Source organism: Methylobacterium sp. Leaf465, assembly GCF_001424705.1.
Taxonomy (GTDB): domain Bacteria; phylum Pseudomonadota; class Alphaproteobacteria; order Rhizobiales; family Beijerinckiaceae; genus Methylobacterium.
This window is the reverse complement of sequence record NZ_LMRA01000005.1, coordinates 39,346-55,527: the sequence shown is the minus strand read 5'-3', so window position 1 is coordinate 55,527 and position 16,182 is coordinate 39,346. Positions and strand designations below refer to the sequence as shown.

The 16,182-nt window shown below is 70.9% G+C and carries 15 protein-coding genes; 11 read left to right on the top strand and 4 right to left on the bottom strand.

Annotation, left to right across the window (positions count from 1 at the left end; translation table 11 throughout):
* Window positions 1-24: 24 nt before the first annotated feature.
* Entirely contained in the window at window positions 25-1,434 is a 1,410-nt protein-coding gene (locus ASG51_RS05185; RefSeq protein WP_056273578.1) for a cytochrome P450, read from the top strand.
* A 362-nt stretch (window positions 1,435-1,796) separates the two neighbouring features.
* Here ASG51_RS05185 and ASG51_RS05180 read toward each other — a convergent pair whose 3' ends face one another.
* Window positions 1,797-2,477 (bottom strand): ClpXP protease specificity-enhancing factor SspB, encoded by a 681-nt coding sequence (locus ASG51_RS05180; protein ID WP_056211516.1) that lies wholly within the window; start codon window positions 2,475-2,477, stop codon window positions 1,797-1,799.
* Window positions 2,478-2,911: 434 nt separating this feature from the next.
* Between ASG51_RS05180 and ASG51_RS05175 the strand changes: the two genes are divergently transcribed.
* From ASG51_RS05175 to ASG51_RS05150, 6 genes are all read left to right on the top strand, one after another.
* The gene (locus ASG51_RS05175) at window positions 2,912-3,739 is read left to right on the top strand and encodes a CPBP family intramembrane glutamic endopeptidase (protein ID WP_156389578.1); all 828 of its coding nucleotides are present in this window, start codon (window positions 2,912-2,914) and stop codon (window positions 3,737-3,739) included.
* A gap of 107 nt (window positions 3,740-3,846) precedes the next feature.
* Window positions 3,847-4,641, top strand: coding sequence for a thymidylate synthase (locus ASG51_RS05170; RefSeq protein ID WP_056379535.1), 795 nt, complete (start codon window positions 3,847-3,849; stop codon window positions 4,639-4,641).
* Window positions 4,641-5,138, top strand: coding sequence for a dihydrofolate reductase (locus tag ASG51_RS05165; RefSeq protein WP_056379532.1), 498 nt, complete (start codon window positions 4,641-4,643; stop codon window positions 5,136-5,138). Before ASG51_RS05170 ends, ASG51_RS05165 begins: the two co-directional genes overlap by 1 nt.
* 275 nt (window positions 5,139-5,413) lie before the next feature.
* The gene (gene hflK, locus ASG51_RS05160) at window positions 5,414-6,586 is read left to right on the top strand and encodes an FtsH protease activity modulator HflK (protein ID WP_056211523.1); all 1,173 of its coding nucleotides are present in this window, start codon (window positions 5,414-5,416) and stop codon (window positions 6,584-6,586) included.
* A complete protein-coding gene (locus ASG51_RS05155; RefSeq protein WP_056211525.1) occupies window positions 6,583-7,536 on the top strand; it encodes a protease modulator HflC in 954 nt (317 codons plus the stop codon). The genes hflK and ASG51_RS05155 overlap by 4 nt, the downstream gene beginning before the upstream one ends.
* A 106-nt stretch (window positions 7,537-7,642) precedes the next feature.
* Entirely contained in the window at window positions 7,643-9,181 is a 1,539-nt protein-coding gene (locus tag ASG51_RS05150; RefSeq protein WP_056273565.1) for a DegQ family serine endoprotease, read from the top strand.
* 357 nt (window positions 9,182-9,538) lie between these two features.
* On the opposite strand, the gene serB is transcribed toward ASG51_RS05150, so the two are convergent.
* Window positions 9,539-10,435: a phosphoserine phosphatase SerB gene (gene serB, locus ASG51_RS05145; RefSeq protein ID WP_056379530.1), complete on the bottom strand. Its 897-nt coding sequence runs from the start codon at window positions 10,433-10,435 to the stop codon at window positions 9,539-9,541.
* 19 nt (window positions 10,436-10,454) lie between these two features.
* On the opposite strand from serB, the gene miaA reads away from it, so the two are divergent.
* Window positions 10,455-11,417, top strand: coding sequence for a tRNA (adenosine(37)-N6)-dimethylallyltransferase MiaA (gene miaA, locus ASG51_RS05140; protein ID WP_056211530.1), 963 nt, complete (start codon window positions 10,455-10,457; stop codon window positions 11,415-11,417).
* On the opposite strand, the gene ASG51_RS05135 is transcribed toward miaA, so the two are convergent.
* Both ASG51_RS05135 and moaA read right to left on the bottom strand, forming a co-directional pair.
* Complete coding sequence (locus ASG51_RS05135; protein ID WP_056211797.1) at window positions 11,395-12,261, bottom strand: NAD(P)-dependent oxidoreductase; 867 nt, start codon at window positions 12,259-12,261, stop codon at window positions 11,395-11,397. The genes miaA and ASG51_RS05135 overlap by 23 nt on opposite strands.
* Before the next feature lie 76 nt (window positions 12,262-12,337).
* Window positions 12,338-13,375 carry a GTP 3',8-cyclase MoaA gene (gene moaA / locus ASG51_RS05130; RefSeq protein WP_056273558.1) on the bottom strand — a complete coding sequence of 346 codons (1,038 nt, stop codon included), beginning with the start codon at window positions 13,373-13,375 and terminating at the stop codon, window positions 12,338-12,340.
* A 161-nt stretch (window positions 13,376-13,536) separates the two neighbouring features.
* Between moaA and ASG51_RS05125 the strand changes: the two genes are divergently transcribed.
* From ASG51_RS05125 to ASG51_RS05115, 3 genes are all read left to right on the top strand, one after another.
* Window positions 13,537-14,010 carry a DUF971 domain-containing protein gene (locus ASG51_RS05125; protein WP_056211534.1) on the top strand — a complete coding sequence of 158 codons (474 nt, stop codon included), beginning with the start codon at window positions 13,537-13,539 and terminating at the stop codon, window positions 14,008-14,010.
* A gap of 45 nt (window positions 14,011-14,055) precedes the next feature.
* On the top strand, window positions 14,056-15,429 hold the full coding sequence (locus ASG51_RS05120; protein ID WP_056379528.1) for an MATE family efflux transporter: 1,374 nt from the start codon (window positions 14,056-14,058) through the stop codon (window positions 15,427-15,429).
* Between the two features lie 186 nt (window positions 15,430-15,615).
* Window positions 15,616-16,179 carry an iron transporter gene (locus ASG51_RS05115; protein ID WP_056379615.1) on the top strand — a complete coding sequence of 188 codons (564 nt, stop codon included), beginning with the start codon at window positions 15,616-15,618 and terminating at the stop codon, window positions 16,177-16,179.
* The last annotated feature ends 3 nt before the right edge of the window (window positions 16,180-16,182 follow it).

Sequence of the window (16,182 nt, the reverse complement as noted above, 5' to 3'; positions counted from 1 at the left end):
AGCCCGGGCCCGGAGTTGTCGTTTATGTCGAGTGCCGCCGCCCGCGTCGAAGCCCCTGTCGATGCCCCCGTGCCGGTCCGCTTCCGCCCGGCGGTCCCAAAACCCCTGCGCGAGCAGCCGGGCCTGTTCGGCTTCCTGAAGGCCGCCCGCGCCAACCCGCTGACGACCTGGCTCGACGTGCATTTCGAGAAGCCGGTGGTGGCCGCCGACGGCGCCCTCGGGCGCGTCACCGTGGTGAGCGACCCGGCCCTGATCCGCTACCTCTACGTCGAGAACGCCGCCAACTACCGCAAGGACGACCTGCAGCGGCGGGTCCTTGCCCCCGGCCTCGGCAACGGGCTGCTCACCGCCGAGGGCGAGGAATGGAAGCTGCAGCGCCGGACTTTGGCGCCGATCTTCTCCGCCCGGCACGTGCTCGGCTTCAACGGAGCCATGAACGCCGCCGGTGCCCGCATCGCCCGCCGCCTGGCCCGCCGCGACGGCACCCGCATCGACGTCGCCCTGGAGATGACCCGCGTCACCCTCGACGTGCTGGAGCGGACGATCTTCACCCAGGGCCTCGCCAGCGACCCCGACGCCCTGGGCCGGGCGATCACCCGCTTCCTCGAATCCGTCGGGCCGATCGATCCCCTCGACGTGTTCGGGGTGCCGGGATTCGTGCCCCGCATCGGCCGCCTGCGGGCGCGGCCCGCCATCCGCTTCTTCGCCGAGGTGGTGGACGAACTGATCGACCGTCGCCGCGCCCTGATCGCGCAGGGGACCGCGCCGGCCGACCTGCTGACGCTTCTCCTGAAGGCGCAGGACCCGGAAACGGGGAAGGGCCTCACCGACCTCGAGGTGAAGGCCAACATCGTCACCTTCATCGCGGCCGGCCACGAGACCACCGCCAACGCCCTGACTTGGGCCCTCTACTGCTTGTCGCAGGACCCTGCCGCCCAGGCGCGGATCGAGGCGGAGGTCGATGCCGTGCCGGCGGACCAGGACTTCGACGCCGATGCGCTGCCCTACACCAGGGCCGTGATGGAAGAGACCATGCGGCTCTTCCCGCCGGTGCCGTTCCTGAGCCGGCAGGCCATCGCGGAGGACCGGATCGGCCGCATCAAGATTCCCAAGGGCTCCCTGGTGATGGTGGCGCCCTACGTGCTCCACCGCCACCGGACCCTGTGGCAGGAGCCGGACGCCTTCATGCCCGAGCGCTTCCTGCCCGAGGCCCGGGCCGCGATCCCGCGCTTCGCCTACCTGCCGTTCGGGGCCGGCCCCCGCGTCTGCATCGGCCAGAACTTCTCGCTGCAGGAGGCGGTGGTGGTGCTGGCCCACATCGCCCGCGCCGCCCGTTTCACCCTGGCCGACGACCACGCCCCGGTGGTCCCGCTCCACCGCGTCACCCTGCGCCCGGAGCACGGGCTGCACATGACGGTGAACCCCCGGGGGTGAGGGCTGGAAGCTCGACATAACCCTGCTCCCCCCTTGCGGGGAGGAGTTGGAGGGGGGGGTTGGGCGACCCTCGACGGGCGGGGACTGGCGGAGCGACCCCCAGGCCTCCCCTCTCCCCGCGAAGGGGAAAGAGACGCGTTTCGCTGTCCGAAGGGCCGTCGTCTCAGTCCAACCGGGATCGGAGGATATACCCGCGCGCAACACCGCGTCATCCCGGGGCCGCGCAGCGGAGCCCTGGATCCAGAGGCACGGGCGGTGCCAGGATTGACGCCGTCGGCGGCTCTGGATTCCGGGCTCGCCTTTGGCGCCCCGGAATGACGATGCGGTTTTTTCGTTGAGCGCCCGCGTCGGCGCCGCTTCGCTCAGCTCTTCTTGCGGAAGGCGTCGAGGCTGACGACTTCGGCGCTGGTCTCGGTGCCGTCCTCGGCCTTCTTCGCCGGGGGCTTGGCTTCGGTCCCGTCCTCCGACTTGCCGGCTTCCTTGCCCGCTCCCTTGGCAGCCTGGGCCGCGGCGGGCACCGGGGTGGTGCCGGCGCCGATCTTGGGGACGGCGCTGCCGATGGTGGCGAGGCCCGTGCCCTTCGGCTTGATCTCGGTGGGCTCGGACGCGGCACCCCGGGGCGGGGTCTTTCCGGCCGCAGCCGGCGCCTCCTCCGAATCCTCCTCGGCGGCGGCCGTCTCCGTGCCCTCGCTGAGGTCGAACTTGAGGCCGAACTGGACGGAGGGGTCGAAGAAGCCCGTCAGGGCGTCGAAGGGCACCAGCAGGCGCTCGGGCACCCCCGAGAAGGACAGCCCGACCTCGAAGGTGTGCTCGGTGACGCCGAGGTCCCAGAACTGGTGCTGGAGCACGATCGTCATGTCCTGCGGGTACTTCTCGCGCAGGCGCTGCGACATGCGCACGCCCGGCGCCTCGGTGCGGAACGAGACGTAGAAGTGGTGCTCGCCCGCGAGACCCTCGCGGGCCGCGTCGGTCAGCACCTTGCGCACCACGCCGCGCAGCGCGTCCTGCACCAGAAGATCGTAGCGGATCAGGTCGTCTGCCATCTGCGGTCGCTTATGCCCGGTCACTGCCCGCCGTCACACGCCGCGATGGCGCTCCGGGTCGGATGAAAATCGAATGGGAATGCCGGTGCCCGACCCTCCCAGAACCCTGCCTGAACGGCCTTCGCGGCCATCCGGACGTCCGCTACCAAGTCCGTCCGCTACCCAGAACCACCGTTCCGCGACGCGGCGGTCGCCCGTCGCGGCTCCGACCGAGATCTCCGCACCGGAGCGAGCTTCCGCCAAAACCCGGGGCCTGTCGAGCCTCGGGCCCTTGCGTCCAAAAGCCCGTGGTCCGGAAAGGGGCTGCCGGGTTACCGTTCGGGCCTCGAAGCCGTTCCGGCGCCGCCGGATCCCCGTCCTCGCCGAGCCTCTCGGCCAACGCCTTGATTATAGTGGGAGTGCCGCCGCATTTGAAGCCCGATGATGGTGCGCCGATGCCCGAGCCGCCGGCGGCCTGGTCCGCCTCCGCGCTCCTCCGGCCGTCCCGGGTCCGTGCCGGCCTCGGCGCGGCGACGGCGCTCGTCGGGCTGGCCTTCGCGGCCTTCCTGGCGCTGGCGGTGGCGACCCTCCTCGCCCTGGTGATCGTGCGGGTCGGCGGCGACTGGATCGACGGCATCGCGCTTCTGGGCGGAGACCGTCCCCGCCTGCACCCGCGCCAGCTCGCCATGCGGGAACTGGCGGTGGACGTGGTGCGGCAGGGGGTCCTGGCCCTCCTCGTCGTCGTCGCGGTGCGCTGGCGCGACGGCGCCGCCTGGCGCCGGACCCTGGCCCTAGTGGCGCCGGTGCCGCCACCCTGGGGGCCCGGCGCGCCCGGCCTGTCGGCGCGCCGCTTCGCCGTGATCCTGCTGGCCTGGCCGGTGATCCACATCACCTGGGTGACCGGCATCGCCGATCTGTTCCGGATGCCCATCGGCCGGCACACGGCCCTGTCTCCCGGCCTCACCCCGGCCGCGGCGGCCCTGTGGTTCGCCTACGTGCTCGTCCTGGCCCCGGTGGCGGAGGAACTGTTGATGCGCGGGGCCCTGTTCGCCCGGGCGCGGGAAGTCTTCACGGCGCGGGGCGCGATCCTGGCGACGGCGCTCCTGTTCGCCGGGGCGCATCTCACGCCCGCGGGGTTCGCCCGGCCGGTCTCGCTGATCCCCCTGGCGCTGATCCTCGGCTGGGTCCGCTGGCGCAGCGGCCGGCTCTGGCCGGGCATCCTGCTCCACGCCTGGAGCAACCTCGCCATGATCGCCTACGTGCTCGGGCCCGCGGTCGGCTGAGGCCGGAGCGCGGTCCGGGGGCGGCACGACCTGTTGACGCCCCGGTCCGCGACCTCGCCAGCCCCGGCGCTTCGGGCTATTCCGGGAGCCCCCGCCTCGGAGCCGCGATGCACGCCTATCACCAGCTTCTCGAACGCATCCTGCAGGACGGGGTGCGCAAGGACGACCGGACCGGCACCGGCACCCTCTCGGTGTTCGGGCACCAGATGCGCTTCGACCTCGGCGAGGGCTTTCCGCTGGTGACGACCAAGCAGCTCCACCTGCGCTCGATCATCCACGAGCTGCTGTGGTTCCTCACGGGCGACACCAACGTGCGCGCCCTCCAGGCCAACGGCGTGAGCATCTGGGACGAGTGGGCGGATGCGAACGGCGACCTCGGGCCGGTCTACGGCCGGCAGTGGCGCTCCTGGGCCAAGCCCGACGGCGGCAGCGTCGACCAGATCGCCTGGGTGCTCGACGAGATCCGCCGCAACCCGGATTCCCGGCGCCTCATCGTCTCGGCCTGGAACCCGGCCGATCTCGACCGGATGGCGCTGGCGCCCTGCCACTGCCTGTTTCAGTTCTACGTCGCCGAGGGGCGGCTCTCGTGCCAGCTCTACCAGCGCTCGGCGGACGTCTTCCTCGGCGTGCCCTTCAACATCGCGAGTTACGCCCTCCTCACCGCGATGATCGCGCAGGTCACGGGACTGCAGCCCGGCGACTTCGTCCACACCCTGGGGGACGCCCACCTCTACGTGAACCATCTCGAGCAGGCCCGGCTGCAGCTGACGCGGGCGCACCGCCCGCTGCCGCGCCTCGTGCTCGACCCGGCCGTGACCTCGCTGTTCGACTTCCGCTTCGAGGACATCGCGGTCGAGGGCTACGAACCCCATCCGGCGATCCGCGCCCCGGTGGCGGTCTGATGCCGGCCCCCCGCATCACGATCATCGCGGCGGTCGCCCGCAACGGCGTCATTGGCCGCGACAACGACCTGATCTGGCGCCTGCGCAGCGACCTGCGCCGGTTCAAGGCCCTGACCATGGGCAAGCCCCTGCTGATGGGGCGCAAGACCTTCGCGTCGATCGGCCGGCCGCTGCCCGGGCGGCGCACCATCGTGCTCACCCGCGATCCCGCCTTCGCGGTGCCCGAGGTCGCGGTGGCGCACGACTGGGCCGGCGCCCTGGCGGCGGCCGAGGGGGCCGACGAGCTGATGGTGGCCGGCGGCGGCGAGATCTACGCCCTCGCTCTGCCCCACGCCGACCGCATCCACCTCACGGAGGTCGATCTGGCGCCGGAGGGGGACACCGTGTTCCCGCCGTTCGACCGTGCGCTCTATCGGGAGACCCGGCGCGAAGCCCATCCGCCGGGCGAGCACGACGCCTGCGGCTTCAGCTTCGTCGACCTGGAACGGGCCGGGTGAGGGCCGGGGCGCGGAGAAGCGCCGTAAACCAATCCGGCGCGACCCATTGCGCATTGGGTTCCCATGCGGTTGTCTTTCGGCAGCCCGATGCCCAAGTGGCAATCTTGACAGGATCCGGTGCGCCCACGCAGGTGCCGGGGTCGGGTCACGACGAGATCAACACTCTTGTCCACGCGGGGGAGATTCGGCCCGCCTCCTGAGGAGGCCGGGACGGGGAGCGCGGGTGGGCTTCGTGCGCGGCGCAGACGCTGCTGGAACAGGAGAGATCGGCGAGCATGCCTTGGAGCAATCAGAGCGGCGGCGGTAGCGGCAACGGGGGAGGGCCCTGGGGCCGAGGCGGCGGCGGCAATGGCGGCGGGGGTGGCCCGTGGGGCGGCGGTGGCGGCGGCGGTGGCAAGACCCCGCCCGACCTCGAGGACCTCCTCCGGCGCAGCCAGGACCGCCTGCGCGGGGTGCTCCCGGGTGGATCGTTCGGTGGAGGCCGCGGCCTCCTGATCGCCGGCGGCATCGTGGTCGCCGTCTGGCTCGCCACCGGGTTCTACACCGTGGCGCCGCAGCAGGTGGGCATCGAGACGGTGTTCGGCCGCTATCTCAGCACCACCGGCCAGGGGCTGAACTACAACTTCCCGGCTCCCATCGGCGCCGTGACCAAGCCGAATGTCGGCCAGGTCAACAGCGTGCAGATCGGCTACCGCGCCGGGCTCGGCAACCAGAGCCGCACCGTCGACAAGCCCGAGGAGAGCCTGATGCTCACGGGCGACGAGAACATCGTCGACCTCGACTTCGAGGTGCAGTGGCGCATCAATCCCCTGAAAGCGTCCGACTTCGTCTTCAACCTCGAGAACCCGGAAGGGACGATCAAGGCCATCGCCGAGAGCGCGATGCGCGAGGTCGTCGGCCGCCGCAACATCCAGCCGATCCTGACGAACGAGCAGTCGAGCGTCGCCCAGGAGGTCCGCGAGATCACCCAGAAGGCCCTCGACGAGTACGGCGCCGGCGTGCGCATCGAGCTCGTGCAGCTCGTCAGCGTGCAGCCTCCGCCGGAGGTGCGGCCCGCCTTCTTCGACGTGAACGCGGCGCAGCAGGACGCCGAGCGCGCCAAGAACGATGCGCGCACCTACGAGAGCCAGAAGGTGCCCCTCGCCAAGGGTGAGGCGCAGAAGATCATCCAGGCGGCGGAAGCCTACAAGACGCAGTCCACCGCCGACGCGACCGGTCAGGCCGCCCGCTTCACCCAGGTCTACGATTCCTACAAGGTCGCCCCGGTCATCAGCCGCGAGCGCATCTTCCTCGAAACGATGGAGCGGGTCCTGGGCTCGGTCAACAAGGTGATCATCGACCAGAACGGAGCCGGTGCCGGCACCGGCGCCAGCGCTGCCGGCGTGCTGCCGGTGCTGCCGCTGACCGAGTTCGGTCCCCGCAACGCTGCCGGTGGAGTGGCCCGATGAACAACCAAGCCCTCCGCACCGGCCTCATGATCGTGGCGGCCGCCGTGGCCGTCGGCCTCTACGCCTCGGTCTTCACCGTCGGCCAGATGCAGCAGGCCCTGGTGCTCCGCTTCGGCGGCGTCCGCGCCGTCCTGAACCAGACCGGCACCGACAAGCCCGGCCTCTACTTCAAGCTGCCGTTCTTCGAGAACGTCGTCCTGTTCGACAAGCGGGTGCTCGACCTTGATCTCCCGGTCCAGACCCTGCTGACCACCGACCGTCAGAACCTCGAGGTGGACGCATTCGCGCGCTACCGGATCATCGATCCGCTGAAGTTCTACCAGTCGGCCAACAACATCGCCCGCGCCAACACCCTGCTGGCGAGCTTTACCAACTCGGCCCTGCGCAACCTGCTCGCCCGCTCGACCCGCGACGCCATCGTCCGGACCCAGCGCGCCGAGCTGATGAACCAGATCCAGGCCGACGTGAACCGGCAGGCCAAGGAGCTCGGCGTCGAGATCGTCGACCTGCGCATGACCCGCGTCGATCTGCCGGCCCAGAACAGCTCGGCGGTCTACAAGCGCATGACGACGGAGCGCCAGCGCGAGGCGGCCGACATCCGGGCCACCGGCGAGCAGGCCGCGGTCACGATCAAGGCCAAGGCCGACCGCGACGTCACCGTGCTGCTTTCGGAGGCCAACCAGACGGCCGAGACCCTGCGCGGACAGGGCGACGCCGACAAGAACCGCATCCTGGCGGAAGCCTACGGCAGGGACGCGGACTTCTTCAGCTTCTACCGCTCCATGCAGGCCTACGAGACCGGCTTGAAGGGCTCCGACACGCGGCTCGTGATCAGCCCCTCGTCGGACTTCTTCCGCTACTTCAGCGATCCGCAGGGCCGGACCCCGGCGACGCCGGCCGCCCGCACGCGCGCCCCGGCGGAGCCCGGCTCCACCGGCACGCTGCGCTGAGCGGTCACCATGACGCTCCGGCGGCGGACCCCGGTTCGCCGCCGGACTCTTGATCGGCGGACGGCGGAGACGATCTAAGGACGTCTTGAGACAGATGAGGTCGATTATGGTTCCCGTCGCGAGCGCCGTCCGGGCGCCCCGTTCCCGAGCGCTTCAGCGCAGCCTGCGCTCTGCCCTCGCCGCCGCCGCGCTGGCGACCGCCCTCGCCGTGACCGGCGCCCCGGCCCCGGCCTTCGCCAAGGGCCCCGAATCCCTCGCCGACCTCGCCGATCAGGTCACCGACGCGGTCGTGAACATCTCGGCCTCGACCACGGTCGACGCCCGGCCCAACGCCCGCTCCGGCCCGCAGCTCCCACAGGGCACGCCCTTCGAGGACCTGTTCGAGGAGTTCTTCAACAAGCGCGGCCAGCGCGGCGGCGGCGACCGCAGCGAGGCCGACCGCCCGAAGCCGCAGCAGCGCAAGTCGAACTCGCTGGGCTCGGGCTTCATCATCGATGCGTCCGGCATCGTGGTGACGAACAACCACGTCATCGGCGACGCCAACGACATCCAGGTCATCCTGCACAACGGCACCAAGCTGAAGGCGGAGATCATCGGCAAGGATGCCAAGATCGACCTCGCGGTGCTGCGGGTGAAGCCGGAGGCCAACAAGCCCCTCAAGGCCGTGCCCTTCGGCGACTCCGAGAAGATGCGTCCGGGCGACTGGGTCATCGCCATCGGCAACCCCTTCGGCCTCGGCGGCTCGGTCTCGGCCGGCATCGTCTCGGCCCGGGGCCGCAACATCGAGTCCGGCCCCTACGACAACTACATCCAGACGGATGCTGCCATCAACAAGGGCAATTCCGGCGGCCCGCTGTTCAACATGAACGGCGAGGTCATCGGCATCAACACGGCGATCCTGTCGCCCACCGGCGGCTCGGTCGGCATCGGCTTCGCGGTGCCCTCGAACAACGCGTCCCAGGTCATCGACCAGCTGCGCGAGTTCGGCGAGGTCCGCCGCGGCTGGCTCGGCGTGCGCATCCAGAACGTGGACGAGACCACGGCGGAAGCCCTCGACATGAAGGACGGGGTCAAGGGCGCCCTGGTCGCCGGCGTCGACGAGAAGGGCCCGGCCAAGGCCGCGGGCCTCGAGATCGGCGACGTCATCGTCAGGTTCAACGGCACGGCGGTGAAGTCGTCCAGCGACCTGCCCCGGATCGTCGCCTCGACCCCGGTCGGCAAGGTCGTGGACGTGCTCGTGATCCGCAAGGGCGCCGAGACCACGAAGTCGGTCACCCTCGGCCGTCTCGAGGACACCGAGAAGCCGACCCTCGCCAGCGTCAAGCAGCCGGAGGCCGAGAGCGCCGTGCGCCAGGTGCTCGGCCTCAACCTGTCGGGCATCACCGACGAGGCCCGCAAGCGCTACAGCCTCAAGGACAGCCTCAAGGGCGTCCTCGTCACCCGCGTCGATCCGAACTCCACGGCGGCCGACAAGCAGATCAAGCCGGGCGAGGTCATCGTCGAGGTCGGGCAGGAGGCGGTGAACGCACCCGCCGACGTCAGCAAGCGCATCGACCAGCTCAAGAAGGACGGTCGCAAGTCCGTCCTGCTCCTGGTCGCCAGTGCGAGCGGCGACGTCCGATTCGTGGCGCTGGGAATCGACTGATTCCCAGACGCCATTCGGACACACCCGGCCGCCGCCCGAGAGGGCGGCGGTTTTGTTTTGGTAGGTGGGGCTACTCTGATTCGCAGCCGGCCGATTCACCGGCCGAAGCATGTCCCGTCGCTCCCCGTCATCCCGGGGCCGAGCAGCGGAGCCCGGGATCCAGAAACACAGGTGGCGCAAGGTCTTGCAGGGTCGGCGGTTCTGGATTGCACGCCGTTGGCGCGCCCCTTCGGGTCCGGGCTCGCCTGTGGCGCCCCGGAATGACGGCGCGGTGTCGGCTGTGGTCAGGCCGGAAACCCGCGCTCAGCACCATGTCATTCCGGGGCCGCCCAAGGTGCCCCGGCATGGCGGCGCCGCTCAGCCCACGAATTCGGCCGACGAATACCCCTGCAGGTAGAGCAACGCCGTGAGGTCGCCGTGGTCGATGCGCACCTGCGCGGCGGCCGCCACCTTGGGCTTGGCCCGAAAGGCGACGCCGAGGCCGGCCTCGGCGAGCATGTCGAGGTCGTTGGCTCCGTCGCCCACCGCCAGGGTCTCCGCGGCGTCGAGGCCGAAGCGGCTGCGCAGGGCGACCAGGGTCGCGCGCTTCGTCTCCTTGTCGACGATCGGCTCGATCACCTCCCCGGTGAGCCGGCCGTCCTGGATGCCCAGCGTGGTGGCGTGGGCCTCGTCGAAGCCGATCCGGGCTGAGACCGGCCCGGTGAACAGGGTGAAGCCCCCGGAGATCAGGCAGGTGTGGGTGCCGTGGGCCTTGATGGTCCGCACCAGGGTGCGTCCGCCCGGCGTCAGGGTGATGCGCGCTTCGATCAGCGCGTCGATCGTGTCCACGGGCACGTCCCGCAGGAGGGCGACGCGCTCGCGCAGGGCCGGGCCGAAGGCGATCTCGCCCCGCATCGCCCGCTCGGTGATGGCGGCGACCCGGTCCTTCAAGCCGATCGTGTCGGCCAGCTCGTCGATGCATTCCTGCTCGATCATGGTCGAGTCCATGTCGGCCAGGAACAGGCGCTTGCGCCGGTGCGGACCGGCCTCGATCACCGCCACGTCGATCGGCTCGTGGGCCAGGGCCGCGCGCAGGCGCCGGGCCAGCGCCGGCGCATCGGCGGACGCGCCGGGGACCAGCACCTCGGCGGCGACCTCGCCATGCAGGATGCGGGGCTGGTGTTCGGTGCGCAGCACCGCCCGAGTCTCGGCCAGCACCGCATCGGTGATGGCGGGGCGGCTCTCGTTTGCTATCAGGATCGCGACGAGGGTCATCCGGGAGTTTTCCACGCCAGTGTCGCCGGTCACGCAACGCACGCACGCGCAGGTTTTGCCGGCGGCGATCCTCATCGCAGGGCCGACCGCCTCGGGCAAGTCGGGCCTGGCGCTGGCGCTCGCCCGCGATTTCGACGGAGTGGTGATCAACACCGACTCGATGCAGGTCTATGCCGACCTGCGCCGGCTCTCCGCCCGGCCGAGCGCGTCCGAGGAGGCCGAGGCGCCCCACCGGCTCTACGGCCACGTGGACGGCGCGGTGAACTACTCGGCCGGGCACTTCGCCCGCGAGGCGGCGCCGCTGATCGGCACGCTGCGCGCGGAGAAGCGCCTGCCGATCTTCGTCGGCGGCACCGGCCTGTATTTCCGGGCCCTGGAGGAGGGGCTCTCGGAGCTGCCGCCGGTGCCGGACGACGTCCGGTCGGCCCTGCGGGCGCGGGCCGAGGGCCGGGCGACGGAAGCGCTTCACGCCGATCTGGCCGAGCGCGACCCGGCCGGGGCGGCGGCCCTGCGCCCCAGCGACCGGGCGCGGGTGATGCGCGCCCTCGAGGTGTTCGCGGCGACCGGCCGGCCCATCGCGGAATTCCACGGGGCCCGCACCCCCGGGCCGCTGTCCGGCCTGCCGCTCGTGAAGCTGTTCCTGGCCCCCGAGCGCGAGGCCCTGCGCCGGGCCATCGACGCGCGCTTCGAGGCGATGATCGCGCACGGGGCGCTGGGCGAGGTCGAGGCCCTGCGCGACCGGCGCCTCGACCCGCTGCTGCCGATCATGCGCGCCCACGGGGTGCCGGGCCTGATCGCGCATCTCGACGGGACGCTGTCGCGAGCGGAGGCGATCCGGCGCGGGCAGGGCGACACGCGGCGCTACGCCAAGCGCCAGTTCACCTGGTTCCGGCACCAGATGGGGCCGGACTGGCTCTGGACGCCGCCCGAGGAGGCCCTCGGGCGGGCGCAGGCGGCGCTTACTTCTCCAGGCGGGCGATGAGGGACGAGGTGTCCCAGCGGTTGCCGCCCATGCCCTGCACGTCGGCGTAGAACTGGTCGACCAGGGCGGTGACCGGCAGCTGCGCCCCGTTGCGCCGGGCCTCGGCCAGGAGGATGCCGAGGTCCTTGCGCATCCAGTCCACGGCGAAGCCGAAGTCGAACTTGCCCGCGTTCATGGTCTTGCCGCGGTTCTCCATCTGCCAGGAGCCGGCGGCGCCCTTGGAGATCACCTCCAGCACGGCCTCGACGTCGAGGTTCGCGCGCTTGGCGAAGTGCACGGCCTCGGACAGGCCCTGGACCAGCCCCGCGATGGCGATCTGGTTGACCATCTTGGTGAGCTGGCCGGAGCCGGCCGGGCCCATCAGGCGGCTGGCGCGGGCAAAGCACAGAATCGCGGGCTCGACCGCCGCATAGGTCTCGGCCTCGCCGCCGCACATCACGGTGAGGGCCGCGTTCTCGGCGCCGGCCTGCCCGCCCGAGACGGGGGCGTCGATGAAGCCGAGGCCGGCGGCCCCGGCGGCGTCGGCGAGCTCGCGGGCGACCTCGGCCGAGGCGGTGGTGTGGTCGACGAAGACCGCGCCCTTCTCCATGCCGGCGAAGGCGCCGTCCGCGCCGAGGGTGACGCTGCGCAGGTCGTCGTCGTTGCCCACGCAGGCGAAGACGATGGCCTGGCCCTTGGCGGCCTCGCGCGGGGTGGCTGCGAAGGCGCCGCCATGGGCGGCGACCCAGGCCTCGGCCTTGGCGGCGGTGCGGTTGTAGACGGTGACCTCGTGGCCCTTGGCGGCGAGGTGGCGGGCCATCGGGCCGCCCATTACGCCGAGGCCCAGAAACGCGACCTTCGCCATCATCATCTCCGCTCGTATCCTGAATACGAGCGGGGTCTAGGAGCGATGCTCCCGAGCGTCAAACCATCGCGAAGACTTATCCGCCGGTGACGCTCATGTGGCGCGGCACGGCGGCCGGGCGGGCCCGTTCGATGACGAAGTCGTGGCCCTTGGGCTTGCGCGCGATGGCGTCGATCACCGCCTGGGTCACCAGGGCATCGTCGGGCGAGGCGCGCAGAACCGCGCGGAGATCGGCCGCATCCTCCTGGCCGAGGCACATGTAGAGCTTGCCCGTGCAGGTCAGGCGCACCCGGTTGCAGCTCTCGCAGAAATTGTGGGTCAGCGGCGTGATGAAGCCCAGGCGCCCACCGGTCTCGGCGATGCGGACATAGCGGGCCGGGCCGCCGGTGCGGTCGGGCAGGGGCGTCATCGTGTAGCGCTGCTCGAGCCGGGCGCGGGCCACCGAGAGGGGCAGGAACTGGTCGGTGCGGTCGCCCTCGATCTCGCCCAGCGGCATGACCTCGATGAGGGTCATGTCCATGCCGTCGCCGTGGGCCCAGGCGATCATGTCGGCGATCTCGTCCTCGTTGACGCCCTTCAGCGCCACCGCGTTGATCTTGACCTTGATGCCCGCCTTGCGCGCCGTCTCGATCCCGTCGAGCACCACCTTCAGGTCGCCCCGGCGGGTCACGGCGCGGAACTTGTCCGGGTCGAGGGTGTCGAGGGAGACGTTGACGCGGCGCACGCCGAGTTCGGCGAGCTCGGGCGCGAAGCGGCCGAGCTGCGTGCCGTTGGTGGTCATCGTCAGTTCTTCGAGGGCGCCCGTATCGAGGTGGCGGGACAGGCGCCGGAACAGGTGCATGATGTCGCGGCGGACCAGCGGCTCGCCGCCGGTGATGCGCAGCTTGCGCACGCCGCGCTGGATGAACACGGCGCAGAGCCGATCCAGTTCTTCCAGGGAGAGCAGGTCGCGCTTGGGCAGGAACTGCATGTCGTCGGACATGCAGTAGACGCAGCGCAGGTCGCAGCGATCGGTGACCGAGATGCGCAGGTAGGTGATCGCCCGCTGGAACGGGTCGATCAACGGCGCGGGCGCGATCGGGGCAGCGTCGTCGGTGGCGCGGGGACCCCACATGCGGGATTCTGTGCTCTGTTGGGGTGAGGAAACGTTGGCGCGGTCGCGTGACGAACCTAACATGGCACGTCATATGAGGTCTCGCACCCTCGCGGGCAAGTTTGCGTCGGTCGCAGGGGCCATGCAACCCGTGCGGCCGACGCGGCCGGAAGGAAGCCATCATGACTCAACAGGCTGTCGATCCGCACGCGGCCCCGGCCGCATCCGAGCGCTGGCCCACCGAGATCCGCCTCTCGGGTGACAAGCGCACCCTCAACGTCGCCTTTGAGGATGGCGGCCGCTTCGCCCTGCCGGCGGAGTATCTCCGCGTCTCGAGCCCCTCGGCCGAGGTCCAGGGGCACTCGCCCTCCGAGCGCAAGGTGATCGGGGCGAAGCGCGACGTGGCGATCCTCAAGGTCGAGCCGATCGGCAACTACGCCGTCAAGCTGACCTTCGACGACATGCACGACACCGGTCTGTTCGGGTGGGGCTACCTCTACGATCTCGGGCGCGAGTACCGGAACCGCTGGGCGACCTACCTGTCCGAGCTGGAGGATCGGGGCCTGAGTCGCGATCCCGTTCGCCGGGCCGCGAAGCCGACCCCCACCCCGAGCGAGGGCGGCGGAAGCTGCGGCAGCGGCTGCGGCTGCCACTGAACGGATCGACCGCCGCCCAGAAGGCCGCTGCAGGACCCCATCGATATGACGCCCTCGACCAGCCCGGCGACGAGCCGGCGCGTCCTCGCGCTCGCGCTGCCGATGACGCTCGCCAACGTGACGACGCCGCTTCTCGGCTTCGTCGGCGCCACCGTGATCGGCCGGCTCGGCGATGCCGCGCTCCTCGGCGCCATGGCCCTGGGCGCGGTGATCTTCGATGCGATCTTCTGGTCGTTCGGTTCACTGCGCATGGCCACCGCCGGTTTGACCGCGCAGGCGGTGGGGGCAAACGACCGCGCCGAGGTCGACCGGACGCTGGCCCGCGCCCTCGCGGCGGCCGTCGTGGTCGGGCTGGTGATCGTGGGGCTGCAGGGGCCGATCGGCCGGGCGGCCTTTTCCTTGAGCGGCGCGAGCCCCGCGGTGATCGCCGCGCTGGCGGCCTATTTCCACATCCGCATCTTCGCGGCCCCCTTCACCCTGGCGAACTACGCCATCCTCGGCTCGGTGCTGGGGCGCGGGCGCACCGATCTCGGGCTGATCCTGCAGGTCGCCATCAACCTCACCAACATCGTCCTCACCCTGGCCCTGGTCCTCGGCGCGGACATGAGCGTCGCCGGGGCCGGGCTTGCCACCCTGATCGCGGAGGCGGCCGGCGCCGGCCTCGGCCTGCTCCTGCTGGCGCGGCTCGGCTCGCGCCCCTTCGCGGTGCCGTTCCGGGTGGTGCGCGATCCCCTGGCGCTCGCCCGGATGCTCAGCGTCAACGCCGACGTGATGATCCGGACCCTGCTGCTGGTGGGCTGCATCACCCTGTTCTCGGCGCTCGGCGCCCGCTCGGGCGACGTGGTGCTGGCAGCCAACGCCGTCCTGTGGAATCTCTTCATGATCGGCGGCTTCTTCCTCGACGGCTTCGCCACCGCCGCCGAGACCCTGTGCGGCCAGGCGGTGGGCGCCCGGGACGAGGCCCGCTTCCGCCGCGCCGCCACCTTGAGCCTGCTCTGGTGCCTCGCCTTCGGCGGCGCCATCGCGGGCGGGTTCCTCCTCGCCGGCAACGCCTTCATCGACGCGGTGACCATGAGCCCTGAGGTGCGGGCTATGGCCAGGCTCTACCTGCTGCCGGCGGCCCTGGCGCCCTTCCTGGCGGCGCTGCCCTTCGCCTTCGACGGCATCTACATCGGCGCCACCTGGACCCGGGCGATGCGCAACCTGATGCTCGTGGCGAGCGCGGCCTACGGCCTCGCCCTCCTCGCCGCCCACGCGGCCGGCCTCGGCAATGGCGGCCTCTGGCTCTCGTTCCTGATCCTGCTGGCCGGGCGCGGAATCAGCCAGGCGCTGGCCTATCCGGGCCTGACGCGGCGGACCTTCTCTCCGGCGGGCGCGATCCCTCGGGAGAAGCACGCGGTTGACTTCACGCCTGCGTGACGCGGGTCCGGCACAGCGGCGTTCCGGCATTGGCAGCGTCAGTCACGAGCAAGATCAGCGACCGCGACTGCATCAGGGTTTACTTGGACGCTCAGGTAGAGCTTTAGTTTGGAATTGTTCTTATTAAGGAACGTGACGAAAAAGCCTCTTTGCTTGGTTTATCGTCTGGTCTACGCGCTAGACACGATGCGCAAGAATCTCCGCTCCCCCCTCGCCCTGGTCGTTCTCGTCGCCGGCGCCGTCTCCCTCGGGAGCGGGGCCCAGGCGAAGGAGACGCCCATCGGCCCGCACGTGACCCAGAACGGGATCGAGGTGGGGGCCGTCTACCTGCAGCCAATCGAGATGGATCCGCCGGACATGATGCGCGCCGCAGCCGCGTCCGACATCCATCTGGAGGCCGACATCCACGCGGCGAAGGACAACCGCAACGGCTTCGCCGAGGGCGACTGGGTGCCGTCCCTGACGGTCAGCTTCGAGATCACCAAGCTGGAGGGCGAGGCCGCCACCGGGCCGAAGGTGACCGGTTCGCTGATGCCGATGGTCGCCAATGACGGCCCGCATTACGGCGACAACGTCAAGCTCTCCGGCCCCGGCCGCTACCGCCTCAAGCTCACCGTCGCGCCGCCCGGCCCGCACAGCCATTTCGGTCGCCACGTCGACAAGGAGACCGGCGTTGCCGAGTGGTTCAAGCCCTTCGACCTGATCCAGGACTTCACCTTCGCGGGTATCGGCAAGAAGGGAGCCTACTGAGCC